At 71.7% G+C, this 26,021-nt stretch carries 20 protein-coding genes, 4 tRNA genes and 1 other RNA gene; 10 read left to right on the top strand and 15 right to left on the bottom strand.

The annotated features are described in order from the left end of the window. Positions 1-82 precede the first annotated feature (82 nt). Positions 83-1,537: a sulfatase family protein gene (locus ACFY8O_RS21045; protein ID WP_387904463.1), complete on the top strand. Its 1,455-nt coding sequence runs from the start codon at positions 83-85 to the stop codon at positions 1,535-1,537. 46 nt (positions 1,538-1,583) lie between these two features. On the opposite strand, the gene ACFY8O_RS21040 is transcribed toward ACFY8O_RS21045, so the two are convergent. The 8 genes from ACFY8O_RS21040 to purS form a co-directional block, all read right to left on the bottom strand. Further along, positions 1,584-2,411, bottom strand: coding sequence for an META domain-containing protein (locus ACFY8O_RS21040; RefSeq protein ID WP_387904461.1), 828 nt, complete (start codon positions 2,409-2,411; stop codon positions 1,584-1,586). 37 nt (positions 2,412-2,448) lie between these two features. Then, positions 2,449-3,246 carry a maleylpyruvate isomerase family mycothiol-dependent enzyme gene (locus ACFY8O_RS21035; RefSeq protein ID WP_387904460.1) on the bottom strand — a complete coding sequence of 266 codons (798 nt, stop codon included), beginning with the start codon at positions 3,244-3,246 and terminating at the stop codon, positions 2,449-2,451. A 108-nt stretch (positions 3,247-3,354) separates the two neighbouring features. Continuing rightward, complete coding sequence (locus ACFY8O_RS21030; RefSeq protein WP_387904457.1) at positions 3,355-4,653, bottom strand: hypothetical protein; 1,299 nt, start codon at positions 4,651-4,653, stop codon at positions 3,355-3,357. Between the two features lie 39 nt (positions 4,654-4,692). Next, positions 4,693-5,520: a M23 family metallopeptidase gene (locus ACFY8O_RS21025; protein ID WP_387904454.1), complete on the bottom strand. Its 828-nt coding sequence runs from the start codon at positions 5,518-5,520 to the stop codon at positions 4,693-4,695. A 32-nt stretch (positions 5,521-5,552) separates the two neighbouring features. Further along, positions 5,553-6,077, bottom strand: coding sequence for an ArsR/SmtB family transcription factor (locus tag ACFY8O_RS21020; RefSeq protein ID WP_387904451.1), 525 nt, complete (start codon positions 6,075-6,077; stop codon positions 5,553-5,555). Between the two features lie 106 nt (positions 6,078-6,183). Further along, positions 6,184-8,433 carry a phosphoribosylformylglycinamidine synthase subunit PurL gene (purL, locus tag ACFY8O_RS21015; protein ID WP_145807692.1) on the bottom strand — a complete coding sequence of 750 codons (2,250 nt, stop codon included), beginning with the start codon at positions 8,431-8,433 and terminating at the stop codon, positions 6,184-6,186. Beyond that, positions 8,430-9,110: a phosphoribosylformylglycinamidine synthase subunit PurQ gene (gene purQ / locus ACFY8O_RS21010; RefSeq protein ID WP_145807694.1), complete on the bottom strand. Its 681-nt coding sequence runs from the start codon at positions 9,108-9,110 to the stop codon at positions 8,430-8,432. Before purQ ends, purL begins: the two co-directional genes overlap by 4 nt. Beyond that, positions 9,107-9,358, bottom strand: a complete 252-nt coding sequence (purS, locus tag ACFY8O_RS21005) for a phosphoribosylformylglycinamidine synthase subunit PurS (protein WP_145807697.1) — start codon at positions 9,356-9,358, stop codon at positions 9,107-9,109. Before purS ends, purQ begins: the two co-directional genes overlap by 4 nt. 386 nt (positions 9,359-9,744) lie before the next feature. Between purS and ACFY8O_RS21000 the strand changes: the two genes are divergently transcribed. From ACFY8O_RS21000 to ACFY8O_RS20965, 8 genes are all read left to right on the top strand, one after another. Beyond that, a complete protein-coding gene (locus tag ACFY8O_RS21000) occupies positions 9,745-10,080 on the top strand; it encodes a histone-like nucleoid-structuring protein Lsr2 (RefSeq protein ID WP_387904444.1) in 336 nt (111 codons plus the stop codon). A 153-nt stretch (positions 10,081-10,233) separates the two neighbouring features. Further along, positions 10,234-10,305 (top strand) — tRNA-Gly (locus tag ACFY8O_RS20995). Between the two features lie 79 nt (positions 10,306-10,384). After that, a tRNA-Gly gene (locus tag ACFY8O_RS20990) sits at positions 10,385-10,457 on the top strand. Between the two features lie 130 nt (positions 10,458-10,587). After that, positions 10,588-11,550 (top strand): ABC transporter ATP-binding protein, encoded by a 963-nt coding sequence (locus ACFY8O_RS20985; protein WP_387904442.1) that lies wholly within the window; start codon positions 10,588-10,590, stop codon positions 11,548-11,550. 44 nt (positions 11,551-11,594) lie between these two features. Further along, complete coding sequence (locus tag ACFY8O_RS20980) at positions 11,595-12,365, top strand: ABC transporter permease (RefSeq protein WP_387904579.1); 771 nt, start codon at positions 11,595-11,597, stop codon at positions 12,363-12,365. Positions 12,366-12,451: 86 nt separating this feature from the next. Next, entirely contained in the window at positions 12,452-13,828 is a 1,377-nt protein-coding gene (locus tag ACFY8O_RS20975) for a sensor histidine kinase (RefSeq protein ID WP_387904440.1), read from the top strand. Further along, positions 13,825-14,448, top strand: coding sequence for a response regulator (locus ACFY8O_RS20970; protein WP_145807705.1), 624 nt, complete (start codon positions 13,825-13,827; stop codon positions 14,446-14,448). Before ACFY8O_RS20975 ends, ACFY8O_RS20970 begins: the two co-directional genes overlap by 4 nt. 22 nt (positions 14,449-14,470) lie before the next feature. Continuing rightward, positions 14,471-14,546 (top strand) — tRNA-Gly (locus tag ACFY8O_RS20965). 40 nt (positions 14,547-14,586) lie between these two features. Here the strand turns inward: ACFY8O_RS20965 and ACFY8O_RS20960 are convergent. The 6 genes from ACFY8O_RS20960 to ffs form a co-directional block, all read right to left on the bottom strand. Next, the gene (locus tag ACFY8O_RS20960; protein WP_145807706.1) at positions 14,587-15,513 is read right to left on the bottom strand and encodes a phosphoribosylaminoimidazolesuccinocarboxamide synthase; all 927 of its coding nucleotides are present in this window, start codon (positions 15,511-15,513) and stop codon (positions 14,587-14,589) included. Between the two features lie 235 nt (positions 15,514-15,748). Continuing rightward, the gene (locus tag ACFY8O_RS20955; protein WP_387904437.1) at positions 15,749-17,212 is read right to left on the bottom strand and encodes a N,N-dimethylformamidase beta subunit family domain-containing protein; all 1,464 of its coding nucleotides are present in this window, start codon (positions 17,210-17,212) and stop codon (positions 15,749-15,751) included. A gap of 483 nt (positions 17,213-17,695) precedes the next feature. Next, positions 17,696-19,429: a hypothetical protein gene (locus ACFY8O_RS20950; RefSeq protein ID WP_387904434.1), complete on the bottom strand. Its 1,734-nt coding sequence runs from the start codon at positions 19,427-19,429 to the stop codon at positions 17,696-17,698. 323 nt (positions 19,430-19,752) lie between these two features. Continuing rightward, positions 19,753-21,006, bottom strand: a complete 1,254-nt coding sequence (purD, locus tag ACFY8O_RS20945) for a phosphoribosylamine--glycine ligase (RefSeq protein WP_387904431.1) — start codon at positions 21,004-21,006, stop codon at positions 19,753-19,755. Between the two features lie 254 nt (positions 21,007-21,260). Then, the gene (locus ACFY8O_RS20940) at positions 21,261-23,465 is read right to left on the bottom strand and encodes a DNA polymerase III subunit gamma and tau (protein ID WP_387904428.1); all 2,205 of its coding nucleotides are present in this window, start codon (positions 23,463-23,465) and stop codon (positions 21,261-21,263) included. A gap of 111 nt (positions 23,466-23,576) precedes the next feature. Next, positions 23,577-23,671, bottom strand: an RNA gene (ffs, locus tag ACFY8O_RS20935) — signal recognition particle sRNA small type. A gap of 132 nt (positions 23,672-23,803) precedes the next feature. Between ffs and ACFY8O_RS20930 the strand changes: the two genes are divergently transcribed. Next, positions 23,804-23,891 (top strand) — tRNA-Ser (locus ACFY8O_RS20930). 896 nt (positions 23,892-24,787) lie between these two features. On the opposite strand, the gene ACFY8O_RS20925 is transcribed toward ACFY8O_RS20930, so the two are convergent. Further along, the coding region (locus tag ACFY8O_RS20925) for a tachylectin-related carbohydrate-binding protein (RefSeq protein WP_387904425.1) at positions 24,788-26,021 on the bottom strand (1,234 nt) is incomplete at its 5' end.

The following is a 26,021-nucleotide window of genomic DNA, read 5'->3' as shown; positions in this document are numbered from 1 at the left end:
GTTCCGTCTCGTTCCCCTCTTCTCGTACGCCTTTTCTCGTACGCCGTCCCGAGCGGCGTCCGAGTCCTGCCCAGGAGACCTCATGCCCAGCAATTCGAGCACCAGTGCGAATGAACCCTCCGGCGCCGCTCTGAGCCGCCGCGCCTTCACCACCGCCGTCGGTGCGACCGCCGCCGGTGCGGCCGTAGGCATACAGGCCGCCGCCCCGGCTGTCGCGGCGGTGTCCGAGGACGTGCCACGGGAGCGGCCGTTCCGCGCCGCACGCGGCAAGCACGCGCGGCGGCCCAACATCCTGTTCATCCTCGGCGACGACCTGGGCTGGGCGGATCTCTCCTCGTACGGGGCCCCGCACATCCGCACCCCGCACCTGGACGCCCTCGCGCGCCAGGGGGTCCGCTTCACGGACGCCTACTCGGGGTCCGCGACCTGCTCCCCCACCCGCTTCAGCCTCTACACCGGGCGCTTCCCGGGGCGCACGAAGGGCGGCCTCGCCGAGCCCATCGCCGACAGGTCGGTGGGACTCGAACCGACCCACCCCACGCTGGCCTCCCTGCTGCGCGGCGCCGGCTACTCGACCGCCCTGATCGGCAAGTGGCACTGCGGTTACCTGCCGGACTACAGCCCCACCAAGTCGGGCTGGGACGAGTTCTTCGGGAACTTCGGCGGGGCCCTGGAGTACTACTCGAAGCTCGGTCTCAACGGCGAGTACGACCTGTACGAGGGCGATGCCGCATACAAGGACCTCCGCTACTACACCCGGGTCCTGACGGAACGGGCGAGCGAGTACGTCCAGCGCGACCACGAGAAGCCCTGGCTGCTCAATCTGAACTTCACCACCCCGCACTGGCCCTGGATCGCCGACGGGGACACGGAGGCCTCGGCCGAGATCGTTCGCCGCATCAAGGCCGGCGACCGCTCCGCGCTCCGGAACGCCGACGGCGGCTCGGTCGAGAAGTACACGGAGATGGTCGAGGACCTGGACCGCTCGATCGGGCAGGTGCTCAAGGCGCTGAAGCGGTCGGGCCAGGAGGAGGACACCCTCGTCTTCTTCGCCAGCGACAACGGCGGTGAGCGCTTCTCCTACAACTGGCCCCTGTCCGGCAACAAGAGCTCGCTCCAGGAGGGCGGCATCCGGGTCCCGTCGGTGCTGCGCTGGCCCGCCCGTATCGACGGCCACCAGGTCAGCGACCTCCCCGTGTTCTCGCCCGACTGGACGGCGACCCTGCTGGAACTGGGCGGCGCGCGCCCGGACCCTGCCTATCCCCTGGACGGCGTCAGCCTCGCCGGATACCTCCTGCGGGACGAGGAGCCGAAGGAGCGCGACCTGTTCTGGCGCGTCCGCGGCGAGCGCGCGCTGCGGCGCGGTGACTGGAAGTACTACAGGGGGAGGAGCGGGACCGACCAGCTCTTCCAGCTGTCCGAGGACCAGCGCGAGCAGGCCGACCGGGCCTCCGCCGAACCGGAACTGCTCGCCGAGCTGAAGGCCGCCTGGGAGAAGACCGACGCCGGCCTGCTCCGGTATCCGACGGGTTCCTGAGCCCCGGCCCCCGGGGCCCCGCGCTCACGCGCTCACGTCCCGGCGGTCAGTTCCTGGCCGCCGGGGCCGACGCGTGAAGCCCCGCCCCGCTCTTCGCGGTGAGCGAGAGGGAGCGGTGGCCGATCGTGTACGTGGTGCTGCCCTCCAGTACGCCGAGCAGCGCGCGTTCCAGCTTCATCCGCGGGCCCGGGCACATCTTCCGGGTGGAGGAGAGCGGTCCGAAGGTGAGGGTGGAACCGGCGGCCTCCGCCTTTCCGTGGAACGAGTTGCAGCCGAGACTGCCCTCGACCGTGCCGTCCTCGCCGAAGGTGAGATGCGCCGTGTCCTCCGTGCCGGCGGGCAGAGACGTGGCGACGCCGTCCGAGGCCAGGCCGGTGACCTTCCAGGCCGTGCCGGTGAGGGGGGCCGGGGGCTCGGAGGTGAGCGCGATGGAGTCGCCCCGCGCCGTGGTCAGCGTCAGCGTCCTCGCGTCACCGCTGCCCGCCACGGCTGCCTCGAGCTTCCCGCTGAAGGCGCTCCCGAGCGCCTTCTCGAACTGCTGGACATCCTTCTCGCACCCCATCTCCGTGGTCGTACCCGGTCCTACGGTGACCGTGTCGCCGTCGACCTCCACGTCTGCGGTGAAACGGTTGCAGCCCAGGTTTCCGGTGGCCTTCCCCGTGGAGTCGATCGCGACGTGCGCCGCGGAGGGGGCCTCGGTCGTCCTCCCGCCGACGGTCAGGGAGGAGACGTTCCAGTGGACACCGGTCACGGGCACCTCGTCCCGCACGGCGCCGCTGCCGTCCCCGGAGCCCGCTCCGGAGCCCGGATCCGTACCGCAGGCGGCAAGGGTGAGGAGGGCCAGGACACTGACAGCCATACGTTGTTCGCGCATGGCCATGGGACGGAGCGAGCGGCCGATCCGGTTCCCCTCAGCCCATCAGCGGGAGCAGATGGGCCAGTTCCGCCCGCTCACCGCTCGCCCTGACCTGCGCGGCTTCGAGCGCCTGCGTCCACCCCGTACGCCCGGTGGCGAGCCGGATCCAGGTGAGCGGATCCGTCTCCACCACGTTGGGCGGCGTGCCCCGGGTGTGCTTGGGGCCGCCGATGCACTGGACCACGGCGAAAGGCGGGACGCGCACCTCGACCGAGCCGCCGGGCGCCTTGTCCGCGAGCGCGTCGGCGAGGAGCCGGGTGCAGGCCGCGAGCGCCTGACGGTCGTACGGGATGTCGAGGCCGGTCGCCCGGTGGAGGTCGTCGGTGTGGACGACGAGCTCGACGGTGCGGGTCACCAGGAAGTCACCCAGCCGCATCGTCCCCGCCCGGGTCGTCACCAGCCGGTCGGGGCCGTCGACGGGCACCAGCTCCGCGAACCGGGCCGCGGTCTCCTCGTACAGGGCGTCGAGATCGGGCCGGTCCGCGGCGAGCGTCCTGGTGAAGTCGGAGATGCCCGCGGCGTTCCCCGCGGTGGAGAACGGCCAGGCGAGCAGGGCGATCTCCGGCTTGGGGCCACGCGGGGCCGGGAGTTCCATGGACCGGCTGACCCGCTCCAGGGCCATGGTCAGGTGTGCCGCGAGCTCCCGCACGGTCCACTCCCCCAGTCCCGGCAGCGCGAGCTGTTCGGGCGTCAGGGCGCGGACGGCGTCCCGCACATGGGCGAACTGGGCCAGGACGGCGGTCCGGGTTCTGGCGAGGTCGTAGGCACGGGAGCGCTTCTTGGCCGGTGGCATGGTGGCGAGACTAACCGGTACCTCCGACAGCCCGGCCGCACCTCCGGCCGCCCGGACCGCACCTCAGGCCGGCCCGGGCGGGAGCCCGCCGCCGTCCCGCACCGGCGCTCAGCTCCTGGCGAAGTCCTTCGCGCCGGGAAGGACGACATCGGTGCAGCCCCGGCGCTCGGTCACGTCGTCGACGTACGCCCGGAACAGCGGTTCCAGCCGGTCGGCGGCTATGCGGTCGTACGGATAGGCCACCCACAGCACGTGCACGGCCGGCCGGCCGTCGCAGACGGAGGACGCCCACCAGGTCCGGTCGGAGTCCGTGCCCGCCGTGCCCGGGGTGAGCTCGGTCTTCTGCTCGAAGTCCTCGGCCCGCAGCCCTCGCGTCCCATCGCCGACGTACGTCTCGGTCTTCACCCACCAGGGGAGGTACTTCAGGACGTCGTCCAGTGTCTGCGGGTAGTCCGAGGTCTTCACGAAGCCCGGGTAGATCCTGCGGGTCTCCTTCTCCCCGACCGCCAGCACACACGCGTCATGGGCACTCGCCCTTCCCGCCGGAGCGCCCAGGGCCCGGTCCGGAAGGCTGCCACGCTCCTCCGTGGTCAGGAAGCGCCGGTACCAGTCGCAGGTGCCCCCGGTGCGCGCCGCGGAACCGAACTCCGTCCCCGGCTCGGCGAGCGTGGCCGGGAGCTCGGGGAGGTCCGCCAGGCAGCCCGTGCGGTCCGCGGCACGGTCCGCCCCCTGGCGGGCCAGACCGGCCAGCGTGCGCCGGTCCTCGGCCGTGACCGGCTCGTCGTACTGGGCGACGGCCGAGACCTCTATGGAGGAGACCTTGCCGCCCTTCGCGCAGACCGCCCGCGCCGTCACCTTGTACTCGTCGTACTCGCCCAGCGCGCCGTCGCCGAGCGGGTGCGGGAGGGCATGGCGCACCACGGGACCGGGCGAGCTCTTCTCGTCGCCGTACGGACGGCGGAAGGGCTCGTCGCTGTCCTCGTCGATCGTGGTCTCGTCCTCGGCGGTCTCCTCCGCGTCCGGCTCGGCCGAACGCCGGAGTACGGCCAGGGAGAAGTGCCCGTACGTCGTCCCCGGGTCACCGACCCGGTAGACGAGGCAGCCGCTGGAGCGCTCACCGAGGTCGGTCTCGTGCTCGTCGGAGAGCTTGACCCGGTCGATCCCGCCGCCGTTCAGCCCGAGGACCGGGTCGGGATCGACGAGACCACCGCACGCCTCGGTGATGCGCTCACGGCTCTCGGACCGGGCGCGGAGATCGACGACCTCCTGCACGAAGGCCCACAGACTCAGGCCGATGCCGGCCACGGCGAGCACGCACAGCAGCTTGTTCACCGCGTCGCGCCGTCGCCCTCGCTCCGGCAACAGGCCTGGTGCCCGGTCCGGTTGCGCCTCGCGCAGATCGTCCATCGTCGTCCCCCCGTACACACCGCACGCAACGGTCCCAAGCTAACAGCCGGTACCGACAGCCTCCCCGGCGGTGAACGTCTCGCCTCCGGCGGGCACGCCGATGCCCCGCCAGGTGAAGGGGATTCCCCGGGCGGTGTCGAGGTCCGGGTGGTCCATCAGCTGGAAGTGCACGTGCGGTTCGGTGGAGTTGCCCGAGTTCCCGCACCGGGCGATCTGCTGGCCCGCCCGGACGGAATCTCCCGCCCGCACCAGGAGGGAGCCGCGCCGGACGTGGGCGTACGCGGCGTACGTCCCGTCGCCCAGGTCGAGCACGATCCGGTTGCCGAAGATCGTGCCCGCCCCGGCCAGCTCGCGGACGGCCGCCTCGATCAGCATGAGATAGGCGAGCGCGGGGCCCGAGTTCCGGCTGAGGTGGTCGCGCCGGCCGTCGCTCGCGTGGACGACGGTGGCGTCCGCCACCGCGAGGAGCGGGGCGCCGAAGGCCGGGAAGTCGCGGTTGGGGCGGACGACGGGCCACAGCGACCGGAAGGGCGGACGGCTCTCCCCCTCCGGTTCGGCGACGACGTCGATCGCGTAGGACTGCCCGTAGGCGTGCGTGCCATGGCTGGGCACCTTGTCGGCGGGGCTGTTCAGCGCGGTCCAGCGGCCCGCCACCGGCGGTCCCACCTCCACGGCGGGCCTGGGACGTGCCCCGGCCGCACCGGCGGAACGGCTCGCCACGAAACCGATGACGAGCGCCGCCCCCGCCGGCAGGAAGACCAGGCCGAAGGGGTCCAGCGGCCCCGTGAAGGACGTCACGACCACCAGCGCCACGAAGACGATCCAGCAGCAGCGGTACAGGACCATCGCGACTTTGCGTGCGGACATGACGTCCCCCTCTTCCGTGTCCGTCGTGGTTCTCAGGGCCGGGCGGCCGTGAGGACCACCAGCAGGGGCACCACCCGGGTGCCGGGCACCTCGTAGCGCCCGCGCCCGGTCGTGTGCAGCCAGCCCGCGCCGGTCAGCAGGCGCAGATGGTGGTAGATCTGGCCGGTCGTGCCCGTCTCGTCCAGCTCGGCCAGCTCGGCCGCCGTGCGGCGGCCAACGAGGATCTCGCGGAGCAGCCGCAGCCGGACCGAATGCCCGAGCGCGGCGAGTGGCTCGGCGGCCTCCGCCCAGTCGGGCCGCTCCCCGTCCTGGCCGAGGAGCCCGGCGGTCAGCGCGCCGTACTGCCATTCGTACCGCTCGCCTGCCGGCAGCCGCACCGCGCCCGTGAACAGCACTCCGCCGTCGGCAGCGGCCTCCCCGACCTGTCCGAGCTGGTCCTTCAGCCCGTCCAGGGCCCAGAAGTCCCCGTCGCCCAGGCTCGGCGGCCGACCGTCCGACGCCCGCTCCAGCACCGCCAGCCGGCGTTCCAGCTCTGCGACACGTTCCTCGAGTTCCACAGAACACAACCTTACGTAATTACGTAACATGCATCAACAGTTTCCGGTGAGAACGCCGAAGCCCCCGCCCGGTCGACCCGGACGGGGGCTTCGGAACAGGCGGAAATCAGGCGAACAGACCCTCCAGGGTCCCCTCGTGCGCCTCGCGCAGCTCGCTCAGCGGGATGCTGAACTCGCCCTGGATCTCGATCTCCTCGCCGTCCACGACACCGATCCGGGCGACGGGCAGACCCCGTGCGCCGCACATGTCGTTGAAGCGGAGCTCCTCGCTGCGCGGAATCGAGACGACCGCACGGCCGGCCGACTCCGAGAAGAGGAAGGTGAACGCGTCCAGACCGTCCGGGACGACCAGCCGGGCACCCTTGCCGCCCCGAAGGCAGGACTCGGTGACCGCCTGGATCAGACCGCCGTCGGAGAGGTCGTGCGCCGCGTCGATCATGCCGTCGCGGGAGGCCGAGATCAGGATCTCGCCGAGCAGCTTCTCGCGGCCCAGGTCGACCTTGGGCGGCATGCCGCCCAGGTGCTGGTGGACGACCTCGGACCAGGCCGAACCGCCGAACTCCTCGTGGGTGTCGCCCAGGAGGTAGAGCAGCTGGCCCTCCTCCGCGAACGCGACCGGCGTGCGCCGGGTGACGTCGTCGATCACTCCGAGCACGGCCACGACCGGCGTCGGGTGGATCGCCGTCTCACCGGTCTGGTTGTACAGCGACACGTTGCCGCCGGTGACCGGGGTGCCCAGCTCCAGGCAGCCGTCCGCCAGACCACGCGTGGCCTCGGCGAACTGCCACATGACGTCGGGGTCCTCGGGCGAACCGAAGTTCAGGCAGTCCGAGATCGCGAGCGGCTTGGCCCCGGAGGCGGCGACGTTGCGGTACGACTCCGCCAGCGCGAGCTGCGCGCCGGTGTACGGGTCGAGCTTGGCGTAGCGGCCGTTGCCGTCGGTCGCCATCGCCACGCCCAGGTTCGACTCCTCGTCGATCCGGACCATGCCGGCGTCCTCGGGCATCGCGAGCACGGTGTTGCCCTGCACGAAGCGGTCGTACTGGTCGGTGATCCAGGACTTGGAGGCCTGGTTCGGCGAGCCGACCAGCTTGAGGACCTGCTCGCGCAGCTCCGCGCCGTTCGCCGGGCGGGCCAGCCTGCCGGCGTCGTCGGCCTGGAGGGCGTCCTGCCAGGACGGCCGGGCGAACGGGCGGTGGTAGGTCGGGCCCTCGTGGGCGACGGACCGCGGCGGTACGTCCACGATCTGCTCGCCGTGCCAGAAGATCTCCAGCTGCGAGCCCTCGGTCACCTCACCGATGACGGTGGCGATGACGTCCCACTTCTCGCAGATCTCCATGAAGCGGTCCACGTGCTGCGGCTCGACGATCGCGCACATGCGCTCCTGCGACTCGCTCATGAGGATTTCCTCGGGCGAGAGGGAGGAGTCACGCAGCGGCACGGTGTCCAGCTCGACGCGCATACCGCCGGAGCCCGCGGAGGCCAGCTCGCTCGTGGCGCAGGAGAGCCCCGCGCCGCCGAGGTCCTGGATGCCCGCGACGAGCTTCTCCTTGAAGATCTCCAGGGTGCACTCGATGAGGAGCTTCTCCTGGAACGGGTCGCCGACCTGGACGGCGGGGCGCTTGGTGGGCTTGGTGTCGTCGAAGGTCTCCGAGGCCAGCACGGAGACGCCGCCGATGCCGTCGCCGCCGGTGCGGGCGCCGTAGAGGATCACCTTGTTGCCGGGGCCGGACGCCTGGGCGAGGTGGATGTCCTCGTGCTTCATCACGCCGATGCAGCCGGCGTTGACGAGCGGGTTGCCCTGGTAGCAGGCGTCGAAGACGACCTCGCCGCCGATGTTCGGCAGGCCGAGGCAGTTCCCGTAGCCGCCGATGCCCGCGACGATGCCGGGCAGGACCCGGCGGGTGTCGGGGTGGTCGGCCGCACCGAAGCGCAGCGGGTCGACGACCGCGATCGGACGGGCACCCATGGCCAGGATGTCGCGGACGATGCCGCCGACTCCGGTGGCCGCGCCCTGGTAGGGCTCGATGTACGAGGGGTGGTTGTGCGACTCGACCTTGAAGGTGACCGCGTAACCCTGGCCGACGTCGACCACACCGGCGTTCTCGCCGATGCCGACGAGCATCGCGTCGTTGGCGGGGACCTTCTCGCCGAACTGCTTGAGGTGGACCTTGCTGCTCTTGTAGGAGCAGTGCTCGGACCACATCACGGAGTACATGGCGAGCTCGGCGCCGGTGGGACGGCGGCCCAGGATCTCGCGGATCCGGGCGTACTCGTCCTCCTTGAGGCCGAGTTCCTTCCAGGGCTGTCCGGCGTCCGGGGTTTCGGCCGCGTGCTTGACCGTGTCCAGGCTCATGCGTTGACCAGCTTCTTGATGATCGAGGTGAAGAAACCCAGGCCGTCGGTGCGACCGGTGCCGATCAGCGGCTCGACGGCGTGCTCCGGGTGCGGCATCAGACCGACGATGTTGCCCGCGGCGTTGGTGATGCCGGCGATGTCGCGCAGCGAGCCGTTCGGGTTGACGTCGGCGTAACGGAAGGCGACGCGGCCCTCGGCCTCCAGCTCGTCGAGCGTGCGCTCGTCGGCGGTGTACCGGCCGTCCACGTTCTTCAGCGGTACGGAGATCTCCTGGCCCGCCGTGTAGTCGGAGGTCCAGGCGGTCCCCGCGTTCTCCACCCGCAGCTTCTGGTCGCGGCAGATGAAGTGGAGGTGGTTGTTGCGCAGCATGGCGCCGGGCAGCAGGTGCGCCTCGGTCAGGATCTGGAATCCGTTGCAGATGCCGAGGACCGGCATGCCGGCCTTCGCCTGCTCGATGACGGTCTCCATCACGGGCGAGAAACGCGAGATGGCGCCGGCGCGCAGATAGTCGCCGTAACTGAATCCGCCCGCCAGGATCACCGCGTCGACCTGGTGGAGGTCCTTGTCACGGTGCCAGAGCGATACGGGTTCGGCGCCCGCGATCCGTACGGCCCTCAGGCTGTCCTGGTCGTCGAGCGTGCCGGGAAAAGTGACGACGCCGATACGGGTGGTCACTTCTCCTCCTCCACCGTGACGGTGAAGTCCTCGATGACGGTGTTGGCGAGGAAGGTCTCGGCCAACTCGTTAATACGGGCGAGGGCGGCATCGTCGACCGGCCCCTCGACCTCGAGCTCGAAACGCTTTCCCTGACGAACGTCCGCGATTCCGTCGAAGCCGAGACGAGGCAGTGCGCGCTGCACAGCCTGTCCCTGCGGGTCGAGGATCTCCGGCTTGAGCATGACGTCGACTACGACGCGTGCCACTGGCACTCCCGGTGGTGTGGTGCGGCTGTGTCTCCGAGGGGTTCCCCAGATCCCCGCGGGTCCTATCAGCGTACCTGGCCAGAAATTCTACGCGGGTAGATATAGGATGGACCTGATCACGCCGTGATAACGGAGCCGGACTACGCGCAGGGAAAGTTCAGGGAAAGAATCTTCGGCCGTATTGCGCTCGGGCACGCGGAGGCAACACGCTGACGTAATTGACCGGGCTTCACAATGCGGCTCCTGCCGCTGTACAAATGAATACCGGGGAAAGCACGATTGCCCCGGAACAGTCGACGCCAGTCGATCCGTATCCGCCCAGCCGCCGGAAGGCCGGCATCAGCGCATGTCAGACGCGACGGTGCCGCAGGAAAGGACCGATATCCGTGGCTCAGCGCGTAGTGGTCACGCTCTCCGACGACATCGACGGGGGAGAAGCGGCGGAAACGGTCACCTTCGCCCTGGACGGGAAGTCGTACGAGATCGACCTCAATCCCGCCAACGCAAAGAAACTGCGCAAGACGCTGGCCCCGTACGTGGCCGCCGGCCGAAAGCAGACAAATGCCGGCAAGCGCGGCAGGGCCCCCGTCTCGTACCACCACACCTCGGTCGCACCGGACCCCGCCGCCGTGCGCGCCTGGGCCCGCTCGCACCGGATGGACGTGCCCGCCCGCGGCCGCATCCCCAAGAAGGTCTACGAGGCGTTCCAGGCCGCGAGTTGAGGGCAACGCCCGGAATGCACCCTTCCGGTTACCCCTCCGCACGACCCCTCGGGGGACGCCCCGGGGAGCCGACTTGCACAACACCCCTGCAGGTCGGCTAGAGTCTGGAGCACGCCGAAGGGCAAGGCCGAAAAGCCGGGTCCGACGCAGCGTGCGGGTGTAGTTCAGTAGTAGAACATCCCCCTTCCAGGGGGAAGGCGCAGTGTGCAATTCCTGTCACCCGCTCTGCACCGCCTTACCGATCCACTCAGTGGATCAGGTAGAGTGGTGAGCGCTCCACCGGTGAAAGCCGAGTGGCAGCAATGCGGACGTAGCTCAGTTGGTAGAGCGCAACCTTGCCAAGGTTGAGGTCGCCAGTTCGAACCTGGTCGTCCGCTCTTGATTCAAAGGCCCCGGTCGATATCGATCGGGGCCTTTGGCGTTTCTCCGCCGGTCCATGACGTTTGTCATGCGCGGTGATGACAGGGAGCACTGCCCCCGGCCACGCTCCGGCGGAAGTCTGGGGACATGACCAGCGACGACATTCCGACCGCGAGCACCGCCGACCCCGACGCCGCCGTCGAGGCCGCATCCGTCCGTCGGCGATACACGGGCGGCTTCGAGGCGGTGAGAGGGATCTCGTTCTCGGTGGCGCGTGGTGAGCTCTTCGCCCTGCTCGGCACGAACGGCGCCGGGAAGACATCCACCGTGGAACTCCTGGAGGGACTGGCACGTCCGGACGGCGGTACGGTGCGCGTCCTCGGCCACGATCCGTACCGCGAGCGGGCGGCCGTCCGTCCCAGGACCGGGGTGATGCTCCAGGAGGGCGGCTTCCCGTCCGACCTGACGGTCACCGAGACCCTGCGGATGTGGGCGGGGTGCACGAGCGGGGCGAGGCCGCCCGGCGAGGCCCTCGACCTGGTCGGGCTCACACCGAGGGCGCGGGTCCGGGTCAAGCAGCTCTCCGGAGGTGAGCGCCGCCGCCTCGACCTGGCACTGGCCCTGCTCGGCCGTCCCGAGGTCCTCTTCCTGGACGAGCCCACGACGGGGCTCGACGCCGAGGGAAGGCGCGACACCTGGCGGCTGGTGCGGGAGCTGCGGGAGAGCGGCACCACCGTCCTGCTGACGACGCACTACCTGGAGGAGGCGGAGGCGCTCGCCGACCGGCTGGCGATCATGCACCAGGGCCGCATCGTCACCTCGGGCACCATCGCCGACGTCACCGCGGCGCGGCCCGCCCGCATCCGCTTCGACCTGCCCGACGGGGTGCCGCCGGCCCGGCTCCCCCTGTCCCTGAAGGCGGCGGCCGACGGCCGGCGGATCGACATCCGCACCCACCGGCTCCAGGAATCCCTCCACGAACTGCTCTGCTGGGCGAAGGAGTCACAGGTGGACCTGCACAAGCTCGATGCCCGCTCCGCCTCGCTGGAAGAGGCGTTCCTCGACATCGCACAGAACCGGGCCACGGAGCCGAAGGGGGCGACGGCATGACGGACACCGCGGCTGCGACCACCGGCGGGAAGGGCGGGGACGGCATGACGGGCACCACGGCCACGGGCAGGCTGACGGCCCTCGGACGGGCTGAGTTGACCCTCCTCGTACGCAACAGGACAGCGGTGTTCGTCGCCCTGCTGATGCCTCTGTTGATGATCGTCGCGATGAAGTCCTCCCTCGAACAGGTCGACCTCGGCGGTACAGGGCTCTCCGTCGGCGGTCTCGCCCTGACGGGAGGCCTCGGCATCGTGCTCCTCCAGGTCGTCTACATGAACCTGGTGGCCTCATACGTGGCGCGCCGCGAGGAACTCGTACTCAAGCGGCTCCGCACGGGAGAGGTCTCCGACCGCGAGATCCTCACCGGGACCGCTCTCCCCTCCGTGCTGCTGGCGTTCGCCCAGTGCGCGCTGATGGTCGCCGTCGGCGGACTCGCCTTCGACCTGGGGGCGCCCGAGCGGCCCGAACTGCTCCTGGGGGGACTGGTGCTCGGGGCCGTACTGATGTCGGCGCTCGCGGCGGCCACGTCCGCGCTGACCCGCTCGGTGCAGACCGCCCAGCTCACCACGCTGCCGCTGTTCATGGTCTCGCTGCTGGGTTCCGGGCTCTTCCTGCCCCTGGAGATCTTCCCCGACCTGGCCGCGTCGCTGTGCGAACTGCTGCCGCTGACCGGCGTGATGACGCTCGTACGGGCCGGCTGGCTCGGCCCCGGAGCCGGTGACGACGTCCTGGGGGCCGCCCTGACGGCGCTGGCCTGGACGGTGCTCGCGGTGTTTGCTGTCCAGCGGTGGTTCCGGTGGGATCCCCGACGCTGAGGGCGGACTCCCCGGCGGGGCACCGGACCGCCGGAGGCAGCCGGAACAGGACCAGGACATCGGACCGAGGGAAGACGGGGGACGCCGTGACGGAGGCGAGGACGGACGGCCCGCGGAAGGCGCCCCGGTGGCTGCGGCCGGAGAGCCTTCGGGGGACGCGGCCCGCCAGGAGCGACACCGCGAAGGTCGAGCTGTACACGCGCGCCAGCTTCCAGGCGATGGCGGGCCTCGAATTCGGTGGCCTCGCCGTGCCGCCGCTCCTGCACGGCCGGCAGCCCTGGGGCGCCTGGCTGTGCCTGCTCTTCCTCATCCACTCCGTCATGAGCGCCGTGCTGTCCTCCAGGGCCCTCGACTGGCGGCTCGGGCACCGGGAACGCCCGGTCCGGCTGACGGTGGCGTCCGCCGCGCTGACAGGCGTCTTCCTCCTGGCGCTCGTCCTGCTCCTCGACACCGGGGCCGTCTCCGAGGAGGACGACTTCGGTCTGCTGCTGATGGGCGTGTCCGCGTTCGGACTGGGATCGCTCTCCCTCGGTCTGCGCGCCACCCGCGAGCGGGTGTGGCTGGTGATCGGCACGGCGGCGGCCACCGCCCTGGCGACGGCGGCCCTGGGCCTGGGGTGGCATCAGACCTGGCTCGACTTCGCCGGCGTCGCCTGCTCGGGCGGGCTGTTCGTCGTCACGTACGTCTTCTCCGCCTGGCTGGCCGGCGTCGTGCGGCAACTGGACGCCGCCCGCGAACTCGAGACCAGGGTCGCGGTGGCGGAGGAGCGGTTGCGGTTCGGGCGTGACATGCACGACGTGATGGGGCGCAACCTCGCGGTGATGGCCCTGAAGAGCGAGCTCGCCGTCCAACTCGCCGAGCGGGGACGGCCGGAGGCCGTGTCGCAGATGGCCGAGGTGCAGCGGATCGCGCAGGAGTCGCAGCGCGAGATCCGCGACATCGTCCGCGGATACCGGGAGGCGAGCCTGCGCACCGAACTGGAGGGCGCGCTGAGCGTCCTGAAGGCCGCCGGGATCGACTGTGCGGTCCACGGCCTCGACGACGGCGCCCCGGCACTGCCCGCCGAGCTCCAGTCGGCGCTGGCGTGGGTGGTGCGGGAGGCGACGACGAACGTCCTGCGGCACGGCGATCCCCGCAGCTGTGTCATCCGAGTCTCGACGGCCGGCCGGTCCGCCGGGGTGGCGAAGCGCGGGGACGCGCGGCAGGAAGAGGTGGTCCTCATGGTGCAGAACGACGGCGTGCCCGAACCGGCGGGCGGGGCTCCGGACCGGAGGGGCGGCTCGCACTCCCCACCGGGAACCGGTCTGGCCGGGCTGCGGGAGCGGCTGGCCGCGCACGGCGGCACCCTCGAAGCGGGCCAGGACCCCTCCGAGGGCTGCTTCCGGCTGACGGCGCGGCTCCCGCTGCCGGGCCAGGATCGCGCCTCCGGCCGCCCCGCCGACGAAGAGGAGACGGCCGCATGAGCGCAGGACAGGAACCCGTGCGGGTCCTCCTCGCCGACGACGAGCACCTGATCCGGGGCGCGCTCGCCGCGCTGCTCGCCCTGGAGGACGACATCGTGCTGGTCGCCGAGGCGGCCACCGGGCCGGAGGCCCTCGCCATGGCCCTGGCGCACCGGCCGGACGTGGCGGTCCTCGACCTGGAGATGCCCGGCGCGGACGGTGTGAAGGTCGCCACATCCCTGAGGACCGGGCTGCCCGGCTGCCGGACCATGATCGTGACGAGCCACGGCAGGCCCGGCCATCTCAAGCGCGCGCTCGCGGCGGGCGTCCGGGCCTTCGTGCCGAAGACGGTCAGCGCCCGCCGGCTGGCGGAGATCATCCGTACCGTGCACGCGGGAAACCGTTATGTGGATCCGGAGTTGGCGGCCGACGCGATCTCCGCCGGGGACTCCCCCCTGACGGCGCGGGAGGCCGAGGTGCTGGAGCTGGCAGCCGACGGGGCCCCGGTGGCCGAGATCGCCGAGCGGGCATCGCTGTCGCAGGGCACGGTGCGCAACTACCTGTCGGCGGCGGTCTCCAAGCTCGGTGCCGAGAACCGTCATGCGGCGGTGCGTCTCGCACGGGAGAGAGGTTGGGTATAGTAGGCAGCGCGCTGCGGCGCATGCGAACGTAGCTCAGCTGGTAGAGCGCAACCTTGCCAAGGTTGAGGTCGCGAGTTCGAACCTCGTCGTTCGCTCCACACAGAAGGCCCCGGTCCTCAGGACCGGGGCCTTCTTCCGTCACATCCCCTGGGCCGGCCAGCTCAGACCCGTCAGAAGCTCGTACGCCTCAAGGTACTTGGCCCGGGTCGCGTCGACGATCTCCTGCGGCAGCGCCGGGGGCGGCTGCTCGCCGTGGCGGTCCCAGCCGGAGGCCGGGGAGGTCAGCCAGTCCCGCACGAACTGCTTGTCGTACGAAGGCTGTGCCTTGCCCGGCTCCCAGCTCTCGGCCGGCCAGAAGCGCGAGGAGTCCGGGGTCAGCACCTCGTCCGCGAGGATCAGCTCCTCGCCGCCGTCCGCGGTCGGCGCGAAGCCGAACTCGAACTTCGTGTCGGCGAGGATGATCCCGCGCTCACGGGCGATGTCCCTGGCCCGGCCGTAGACGTCGAGCGTCGTCCTGCGCAGCAGGGCCGCCGTCTCGGCGCCGACCTCGCGGGCGACCTCCTCGTACGACACGTTCTCGTCGTGGTCGCCCACCGCCGCCTTGGTGGCCGGGGTGAAGATCGGCCCGGGGAGCTCGGAGCCGTCGACGAGGCCCTCGGGAAGGCCGAGACCGCAGACCGTACGGGTCGCCTCGTACTCGGTCAGGCCGGAACCCGTGAGATAGCCGCGCGCCACGCACTCGACCTGGACCATCCGCAGCGAGCGGCAGACCAGGGTGCGGCCCGCCCAGTCGGCGGGCGCCCCGGCGGGGAGCTCCGTCGACAGCACGTGGTTGGGGACGAGCTCGGCGAGCTGGTCGAACCACCACAGCGACAGCTGGGTGAGCACGCGGCCCTTGTCCGGGATCTCGGTGGGCAGGACCCAGTCGTACGCGGAGATACGGTCGCTGGCGACCATGACCAGGTCGCCCGCCTCGTTCCTGTACAGGTCGCGCACCTTGCCGGTGTGCAGATGGGTGAGCCCCGGCACCTGCACAGGCTCGGGCTTTTCTACGAAACCGGACACGCTGCCTCCGCGTAGGTTGATCCAGGAGTCGTTCCGATTGTCCCGCATGCGGGGCGAGCGCGCCGACAGGGGTCGCCAGGTGGACCGGGCCGGAGCTGCTGTAGGGCGGCGCCCAAGCGGGTGAGCGCGCGGACGCCATGGACCGACCCTCGGGCGCGGGCTCGTTCCGCTTCCCGGCCCTGGGCCGTGTCGCCACCCGTGCACCGGCCCGTGTCCCGGGTTCCGGCCGTGCGCCTCAGTCTCGCTTGCAGATCCTGTCGAGCAGATTGGCCGTGGCCCGCTGGACCCTGGCGTCGACATGGCCGGGCCGGTCCAGGGCGGGGGACCAGGCGAAGGTGCCCGAGGCGAAGACGAGCGCTCCCGAGGGCGCGCGGTAGAGCGAGGTCTCCTGGTGCCGGGTGGCCCCCTCGCTGTCGCTGTACGGGGAGTGCGCGAGCAGCATGCGGTTCTCGTGCTCCGGCAGCGACGTACGCGGGAAGTAGCGGTCGGCCTCACCGGCGACCAGACCGTCGATCTCGTCGCCCTCGTGCGCCCCGGTGGCCTCCCAGAGCCAGTGCCCCGCGTTCCGCACGACCAGGGGGTGGGGTTCGGGGACCCGGCCCGCGTACTGGATGCCCAGCAACTGCTGTTCGGCCCGGTCGACCTCGCGCCACAGAGCGGGCTTGCCGGGGCCGCGGCGCTTGCGGCAGGTGAGCAGGCGGTCGGGGACTCCGGAGGCGGAGGGGCCGAGGCCGACCTGCCAGTACATGGTGTTGGCCGAGAGGAAGACCAGTGACGTACCGGTGTCCCGGGCGAGCTCGGCCGTACGGCGCATGGGCACGGACCAGTACTCGTCATGGCCGGGGAAGACCAGGCCGCGGTACCGGCTGGGGTCCACGCGGCCGGCGTGCAGGTCGCGTGCGTCGGCGTACGCCAGGTCGTAGCCGTAGCGCTCGGCCCAGCGGATGAAGTCGTAGGCGTGGCCGACGTGCAGCGGCAGACCGGCGCCCGCGTAGGGGCGGTCGAAGGAGATGGTGACGGCGGCGTCCTCCTCCCCCAGCAGCCGGCCCTGCTCGTCCCAGGCGTGGTACAGGCTCGCGCCCGTACGGCCGTCCTCCGGGTACAGGTTGTACGCCTGCCAGGTGATGTCCGGGAGCAGGAGCAGGAGATCGGCCGGGTGGTCGTCGCGGACCGTGAAGGGGACGTGCGAGCGGTACCCGTCCGCGGTGGTGAGGACGGCCACATACGCGCCGACCGACCAGTAGCTGGGGATCTGCAGCCGCCAGGAGAGCCACCAGTGGTGGCAGGACACCGTGCGCTCGGCGGTCAGCGGCGGCGGCTGGACGATGCCCGAGAGCCGCGGGCTCGTGGTGATCTTGGCGGCGCCGTCACCCCCGTAGTGCCCGATGCGGTAGACGTCGACGGAGAACTGCTGGGGCGGGTCCACCGTGATGTGGAAGTCGATCGCCTCGCCGGGGGCCGCTGCCCCGGGCGACGCGAACCCCTTGATCTGCCGGTGCACGTCGTCGGCGGTACGCGTACCACCCCCGGTTCCGCTGCGGCCGAGGTCCGGGGCGGCGTACCAGGGGACGACCTGACCCGTGTCGTCGTAGTAGTTCTCACTGCCACGGAGCCAGGGCAGCGGGCCCTGGCCGAAAGGGTCGCTCACGGCATGCGCGAGGGCACCCGATTCCCATCGCCGGATCTGCTCCGCCCCCATCCCGCACCCCTCCCTCGTCCCCCGAAAGCTGTGGGGCGCCGGACGCCGACGCCGTTCACAGCACATCACATAACGCACGCACTCCGTCACCGTTCGTCGCGAATTGACGTGAGCGGAGCGCAAACTTCCGGGTATGGGACGCGCATTCAGGACATTTAGGCGCCTGTGTGGACGCACGGTCGTGCGACGGGCCTTCCCGGGACGGAACGCGGGGGTGATCTCGCGGAGGTGCTTCACGGAGGTGCCCCACGGAGGTGCCCCGGGGAGGAAACGGGACGGGAGCGCGCCTGTGCGACGCGGGTGTACGACGGGAAGGGCGGGAGCGCGCCCGGGCGTCGGGAGGGGACGGGAGCGCGACGGTGTGGCGTGAGGGATCCGGGCGCGCCCGTCACGGGCCGTGGGCGGGACGTCGTGGCACGGGCGTGCCCTGGGCCCCGCGCGCGGATCGCGCGCCCTGGGCCACGCGCGGACGCGGTGCGGGACTCAGCCCAGGCGCACCGGTTTGTCGGTCCGTACGCCCACCGTCGTGAGCCACGTGCGCAGCGGCTCCGCGTCCCCGTCCTCGACGAGGCTGAGCACGGGGGCGCCCAGGTCGGATCGGCGGCCACCGTCGACCAGCAGCGCGGGACCGTCCAGCCAGTCGAGTCCGGGGGCCGCACCCGCCGTGTCCACGGCGGCACAGCAGACCATGGCCACGACGTGGTCGGCGAGCAGCTCGGTGCCCGTACGCGGCGGCTGGAGGGGGAAGAGCGGGAGGGGGAAGGGGCCCCAGAGGTCGAGGGGGGCCTGGTCCGTCGCGGCGAGCGCTGCGGCCTCCGGAGCACCGGGGCCGGCTCCGGGCCGCGCGGTCCCCGCCGCCTCGTCACGGGCGACGGCGGCACCGATCCCGGCCGCCAGTGCCTCGCTGTCGGCGCCGGGGGTCGCGAGGTGGTCGATGACGCGCGCCAGTGTGGGCACGGCCGCGCCGTCGGCACCGCGCGCGCCGGGCCCTCCCACGGAGACGCTCGTGGCCACGCCCAGGGCGTCGAGCACCCGGTGCAGGCGGGCGGCCTCGGCACGCCACTTCCGGTCCACGACCTCCTCCGGATACTGCTGCCAGTCGACCGGGGACCAGTCGGGACCGGCTTCCGCCGGGCCGCCGTGGAAGAGCCGCGCGGCCAGCAGCGATGCCGCCTCGTCGGCCACGCCGGGCTCCTCGATCAGATCGCAGGCGGGGCGCTCCCCCAGCCGCGACGCGAAGCCCTCGGCCAGCCGGTCGCGCCGGGAGAGTTCCGTGAGCGCGGAGACGACTCCGGCGTCGAGCTGCGAAGGCCAGCGGCCCATGCGCCAGGCGGGCAGGGCGACCCGGGTCAGCAGCCGGTCCCAGCCCGCGTAGGCCAGGCCGACCTGCTCCTGGGCGACGATCCGCAGGCCGTAGTCCACGCCCTGGGCGCGCCCCGACGCGGCGGCGGCGACGCACCGCTCCATCTCGGCCGCATGGTTGCGGCAGCCGCGCAGCATCAGCCTGGCGATCCATCCCACGAAGACCGTGCACCTCCTGCGCACCCATCCCCCGCCCGGCTGTGCGGCGTCGGCCACCGCGGCGTCCAGCCCACGGACGAAACGGCGGGCGGCGGCTATGTCGGGGTGCGCGGACGGCCCCGTGCCCGCGACGACGGGGGCGAGGACCGCGCGCAGCTCGGCGACCCGCATCCACCACAGGAAGGGGGACCCGATGACGAGCACGGGAGCGGCCGGGACGCGACGGCCGCGCCGGGCACCCGTCAGCCCTTTGGCGAGGCCCTTCGCGTGCGGCTGGGCCGCGGGATGCGTACGGTCCTCCAGCCAGCTGTCGCAGTCCGGCGTCAGCGCTATGGCGGACGGGGCCGGGACGTCGAGACGGTCGGCCAGGTCACGGACCAGCCGGTAGAGATCGGGGGCCGCCGCCTCCGTGAGGGGCACGGTCGGGCTGACGGCGGGCCTCGCCCGCGCCACGGCGAGGGCGACCGCGGCGGCGATCAGCAGCACCGCGACGGCGCAGCCCGTCACGGTCCAGCTCACCGTCGCCCACACGTCACCCTCGATGCGCCCCTGGGCGCCCGCGACGAGCAGCACGACGGCCGCGCCCGCCGGCAGGATCGCCAGGGCAGTCGCTCTGCCGCGGATGCGCAGCAGTGCCATGGCTCTGGCCCGCGCCGCGTGCGCACCCAACTCCTCAACCGAACCGGAACCGGACACGGCTGGACGTCACCCCCTCTGCCCCCGCGACGGTGTTGGTCACTCCCCCACTGTGGCACCCGTCACCGACATCGCAATGCCGGTGGGCCAAGTGCCGGAATGCCTGCGCCGCACCCTAGTTGGGGCCTCGGCGGGCGTCATCCGGATGGCCGAGTCGTCACCCGATGGAATGGCTTTGGGTAAAGCTGCTGACGCGCCGGTGCACAGGGGTTCGGTGATACGCCGACGCTTCTGGAGCCCGGCGGCACCGGCCCTCCCCCGGACATGCCGGTGCCCGGCACCTCCGGGGGAGGGCCGGGCACGGCGCGGAACGGTCGGAGGCCTCAGGCCTCCTCGGCCGCCTTGCGGGCGATGTCCGTACGGTGCTGGGAGCCGTCGAGCCGGATGCGGCCGACCGCGGTGTAGGCACGGTCCCTGGCCTCGGTGAGGTCCTTGCCGGTCGCGGTGACCGAGAGCACGCGCCCTCCGGCGCTGACGACGGCGTCGCCGTCCTGCCGGGTGCCGGCGTGCAGGACGAACGCATGGGGTCCATCCTTCGCCGCCACGTCGGCCAGGCCCTCGATCGGGTCCCCCGTGCGAGGCGTCCCCGGGTAGTTGTGCGAGGCGATGACGACGGTGACGGCCGCGTCGTCGCGCCAGCTCAGCGTGGGTACGACGTCCAGGGTGCCGTTGGCGGCGCCGAGCAGGACCCCGGCCAGCGGAGTCCTCAGGCGGGCCAGGACCACCTGCGTCTCGGGGTCCCCGAAGCGGGCGTTGAACTCGATCACCCGCACACCGCGCGAGGTGATGGCGAGGCCCGCGTACAGCAGCCCGGAGAACGGGGTGCCCCGGCGCCGGAGCTCGTCGACGGTCGGCTGCAGGACGGTCTGCATGACCTCCTCGACCAGCTTCGGGTCGGCCCACGGCAGTGGGGAGTACGCCCCCATGCCGCCGGTGTTGGGCCCCTCGTCGCCGTCCAGGGCGCGCTTGAAGTCCTGCGCAGGCTGGAGGGGGAGCACCGTGGTGCCGTCGGTGATCGCGAAGAGGCTCACCTCGGGGCCGTCGAGGAACTCCTCGATGACCACACGGTCACAGGCCAGGGCGTGGGCGCGGGCGGCTTCGAGGTCGTCCGTGACGACGACGCCCTTTCCGGCCGCGAGACCGTCGTCCTTGACGACGTACGGAGCGCCGAAGGCGTCGAGTGCCTCGTCGATCTCGGCGGGCGTCGTGCAGACGTAGCTGCGGGCCGTGGGGACGTTCGCACCGGCCATGACGTCCTTGGCGAACGCCTTGGAGCCCTCGAGCTGGGCGGCCTCACGCGAGGGGCCGAAGCAGGGGATGCCGGCCGCGCGCACGGCGTCGGCGACGCCGGCGACGAGCGGTGCCTCCGGGCCGACGACCACCAGCTCGGCGCCCAGTTCGGTGGCGAGGCGCGCGACGGCGTCACCGTCGAGCGCGTCGACCGGGTGCAGTTCGGCCACCTCTGCGATTCCGGCGTTGCCGGGGGCGCAGTACAGAGAGGTGACATCGGGGTCGAGGGAGAGAGAGCGGCACAGGGCGTGTTCGCGGGCGCCGCCGCCGATGACGAGGACCTTCACGGGGTGCAGCCTAGCCGCCGGGGACCGGGAGCCTCGACGGGCGCCGGTCCGTGGACAGCTCAGGGCTGCGGGAGGGAGGGCCAGGGGGCGGACGCGCGAGCCGCAGGAAGGGCGCGGCGGGAGGCGGCCAGCGGCTCGGGGGTGAACGGAGTCTGCGGACACCGCGCGAGGCACGAGGTCAGGGGTGGGCACGGACGGCTCGGGGGCCGTCGGGAGGACAGACCGGGGCGGCGGGGCGGCGGGGCGGCCAACCCTTACTCGTTGGTGAACTCCTCGACGACCGTGGCGCCCAGCTCGCGGACGATCAGCTCGTGACCGGACAGCGCGGAGTCGACCAGATCGGGGTCGTCCGCCTCCGCGGTGTCGTCCTCGGGAGCGACCGCTCGCGGCGGCTCCGGCGCGGCTCGGTCGTACGAGGACTGCTCGGGCCGGGCGGGCTGCTGCGGCGCGCTCTGCTGCGCGGGCGGCGGAGCGGGCTGGGCCTGCGCGGGCCGGGAGTCGTACGACGGAGCCTGCGGGGCCGGGGCGGGCTGGTACGGGGCGGCCGGCGGCCTGCCACCGCCGCCGCCACCCGTCTGCGCCGGCTGTCCGCCACCGCCCGAGGGGTCGACCACCGCGTCCACCCGCCAGCTGGCGTTGAACTGCTCGGCGAGGGCCTGCTTCAGCACCTCTTCGCTGCCGCTGCTCGCGAAGGTGTCCCGGGCCCCGGCATTGAGGAAGCCGAGCTGCAGGGTGCTGCCGTCGAAGCCGGTGACCTGGGCGTTCTGGCTGAGGAGGATCCAGGTGAAGCGGCGACGGTTCTTCACGGCCTCCAGGATGTCGGGCCACATGTTCCGCACCTGGGCCGCGCCCTGGGCCATGTTCTGCCCGCCGGGCGCGGGAGCCTGCGGGGCAGGGGCCTGGGCGGCGGCCTGCACGGGAGCGGAGGTGGGCGCCTGGACCTGCGGTGCGCTGCCGGGCGCGGAAGCGGTGGGCCAGCCACCGGGACGCCGCGCGGGCTCGGCGCCACTGCCCGCTCCGGCCGCCGTCGGCCACGCCCCGGGGCGCTGACCGGCCGGTGCGGCCTGCTGGGCGGCCGGGGGCGCTTCCTGAGGCGCGGCGGGTGGCGCGAACGCCTCGGCGGCCACAGGCGCCGCCGGAGGGACCTCGGCGGGAGCCGGGGGCGGGGGCGCGTCCCCCCGGGCCGCGGCACGGGCGGCGGCCGGACCTCCGGCGGGCAGGCCCGCACCGGCCGCGTGAGCCTGGGCCTCCGGCCCGGGTACGTACCCCAGGGCGGGGGCCGGGCCGGCCGTGGCGAAGGAGGCGCCGCGCTCGAGCCGGTCGAGCCGGGCCTGGAGCGACCGCTCGTCGTCGAACGCGGCGGGCAGCAGCACCCGGGCGCAGATCAGCTCGACCTGGAGCCGCGGAGAGGTCGCCCCGCGCATCTCGGTGAGTCCCTCGTTGACCAGGTCGGCGGCACGGCTGAGCTCCGCGGCGCCGAAGACGGCCGCCTGGGCCTGCATCCGCTCCACCACATCGGCGGGCGCGTCGATGAGCCCCTTGTCCCCGGCGTCCGGCACGGCGGCCAGGATCACCAGGTCACGCAGGCGCTCCAGCAGGTCGGCGACGAAGCGCCGCGGGTCGTTGCCGCCCTCGATCACCTGGTCCACGACCTCGAAGGCCGCGGCTCCGTCGCCCGCTGCGAAGGCGTCCACGATCGAGTCCAGCAGGGACCCGTCCGTGTAGCCGAGGAGCGAGGTCGCCATGGCGTATGTCACACCGTCGTCGCCCGCTCCGGCGAGCAGCTGGTCCATGACGGACATCGAGTCACGCACGGAACCCGCGCCGGCCCGCACCACGAGCGGCAGCACGCCGTCCTCGACGAAGCTGTTCTCCTTGCCGCAGACCTCGGCGAGGTAACCACGCAGCGTCCCGGGCGGCACCAGCCGGAAGGGGTAGTGGTGCGTACGCGACCTGATCGTGCCGATGACCTTCTCGGGCTCGGTGGTCGCGAAGATGAACTTGAGGTGCTCCGGCGGCTCCTCGACCACCTTCAGCAGGGCGTTGAACCCTGCCGGGGTGACCATGTGCGCCTCGTCGATGATGTAGATCTTGTACCGGCTGGACGCGGGCCCGAAGAACGCCTTCTCCCGCAGGTCACGGGCATCGTCGACGCCACCGTGCGACGCGGCGTCGATCTCGATGACGTCGATCGAACCCGGCCCGTTGCGCGCCAGGTCCCGGCACGACTGGCACTCCCCGCAGGGGGTCGGCGTGGGCCCCTGCTCACAGTTCAGACAGCGGGCGAGGATGCGCGCACTGGTCGTCTTTCCACAGCCACGCGGCCCGCTGAACAGGTACGCGTGGTTGACCCGGTTGTTCCGCAACGCCTGCTGCAGCGGGTCAGTGACATGCTCCTGACCGATGACCTCGGCGAAGGACTCGGGGCGATAGCGGCGGTAGAGCGCAAGGGACGACACACATACGAGGTTATCGGGGCGGACTGACAAACCGTCCCGCCCCGGAACGCGGCACCCGCGAACCGCCTCCCCCGAGGGCGCACCATCCGGCGGACACCTCACCCCGGACACGCAAGGGCCCCCCACGCACCCGCCAGAGCCAACCTACCCTTGCTGCCTTCCGGCCCTGGGGGAGTTCAGTCAGATAGCGCCACGTGAGGGGCTGACGCCCACCTTAACCGATCCGAACCCCCCGCCGTCCACCCGCTCCCGGTCCCGGGCCTCCCGGAGGACGATCCGGAACGATCTTTGGGGAACGTGTTCGCGAGCACCCTCCAACGTCTTGTATTGTTTGCGGCGGAGGATTCGCCTAGTGGCCTAGGGCGCACGCTTGGAAAGCGTGTTGGGGGCAACCCCTCACGAGTTCGAATCTCGTATCCTCCGCCATTGCTCTCACCGGGCAATACGTTGAAGGGCCCCACCGTTCGCGGTGGGGCCCTTCGACGTTGTCCGTCCCAGTTCGTTTGCGGAGCTTCCGAAGAGCGCCGCCGACTCGCTGGGCGACCTCGCGGAGCATGGTCCCCGTCGCATGTATGTGCCGAGCCTGCTCACGGCTCGCTCCGCCAGGCTCCCCAGCCATGATCGAGTCGATCACGACGTCTGGGCCGCCGAGGATCGGCAGGACGGCCGCGGCGGTCTGGCGAGCGTCAGGGAGACGGAAGACCCGGGCGCCTACGTCCCGCAGAATCGGCTTCCCGACGTGGGTGTCGGTGTTGGCGGTCCGCCGGCCGCAGAGGCGCAGACGTACCCCTTGCCCTCCCAGTCGGCACCGGCCGCGATCCGTGTCCGCTCCTGGGCTTTCCGATGCCGGCGGCGGAGAATCTTGATCAGCGGGTCGGCCGGCCCGATGGCGCACCGTCTGGCTCGGGACGTGGTGCACCCGTGTTCACGGCGGGTCCACTCCTTCTGTGGGCGCTCACCCATCTCCGGCCTCGAGGGTTGGCACCGCAGCCGTGCGCGCACGTGGGGCGGAGCCGCGGTCCAAGAGGTTGCCGGTGTGGCGCTGGGAGTTCAGGGGCAGCCGCAGGGCGCTGTCGTCCTCCTTCGTCCCAGGACCATGGCCCGATTCGGCGCCGACGCGTACTGCTGGCTCTTGCAGATCGCGCCCCTGATCTGCTCGGCAGCGCCCCGAGCCGCCCCCGCTCTCATCGGACGCGACGTCACATGGACGATGAGGGCCGGACTCCGCGAGCGTCCACCATCGGGACCGCCCCCGGGCGGCGACCCCCGGCTTGAGCCAGGGCCCGGAGAGAGCAGTCAGCCGGCCAGCCGAGATTGGCGCCTCACCTGTCAAAAAGCACCTGCCCGGGCGGTGCATGCTTTTTCGGGTCTCCCCACTCGTCTCGCGTCACCGTGTGCTTGTCGTCCTCGTCCTCGTCGTCCCCGAAGATGCCGGCGATGCTTTCGACTACCTGGCCGACCGCCCTGACCGCGTCCGTGCCGACACCGGCGATGTCGCTGATCGCCTGCTCCGCGGTCCTTACCGGGTCTCGGGCGAGGTCGTTTATGGCGCCCACAGCGAACGATGTCACCCCAGCCAGTGGATTCGGGCCACTGATCGTGATGAGAGGCAGCTTGATCGTGCTTGTCGCCGCCCAGTGCAGACCCAGCTCTGCTTTGAGCCCGATCTCACCGCCGACACCGAAAGGCTGGCCTCCGATCGTTATACCGAGCTGTCCGCCGACCTCGCCCGCGGACAGGCCGATCTCCCCACCCACTCCATCCGGGCCGGCCTCCCCGGACATATGGGCATTGGGCCCCACGGCATGTCCGGTAGCGCTCCCCCCAGCACCTGGAGCACCGAACGAGGCAGATCCGTCAACCCTGACCGTGACCACTTCGGCGTAACCCTTCGCGGTGAGGTTCTCCCCGTCGACCGAGCCTTCGAGTTTCACGATGCCGATCTGCAGGCGTGAGTCAGCCGTCACCGTTATGTCTCCGGCACGCGCTCTCAGCGCTCCGGACTCGTCGACGAAGGTGTGCCTGTAGGAGAAGCTCTCCCGAGGGATGTGCAGGGGGCCGATCGGCACAGGCGTATCGGGTCCGGCCGCGATCTTCCCCTCCTCCACGACCAGAACTCCAGCCGCGTCGAAGACGCTTCGCCTGTAGATGATTTCCCCGGTCGGCACCGCTGCCGCAGGCAGACGTATCTTGCCGAGCCGTTTGGCACCACCACTGCGGACGAATGCCCCGAGAAGACCGCCCGAGGCCGCATGAGGTGGGGAGGGAGCGGGCGCGGCGACGGGTGGGGGGGCCGGGGGCTCGGAAGCGGATTGAGCGGTATCGCTGAACACGGTGCTGTAGATGTTCCAGCCGGCACTGACGTTGTTACCGCCTCCCCCTGCCGTCCAGCGGTTGGTGCCGTCCGTATATCCGTCATGGCGATACCACTGCAACGCACCCTCGGGCGTGATGCCGTAGATGACGCCGTTACCGCCACTGAACACAGTGCTGTAGATGTTCCAACCAGCACTGACGTTGTTACCGCCCCCTCCAGCGATCCACCGGTTGGTGCCG

This window comes from Streptomyces argenteolus (genome assembly GCF_042902585.1).
In the GTDB taxonomy this organism is placed as follows: Bacteria; Actinomycetota; Actinomycetes; order Streptomycetales; family Streptomycetaceae; genus Streptomyces; species Streptomyces argenteolus.
This window is presented reverse-complemented; position numbering and strand designations above follow the sequence as displayed.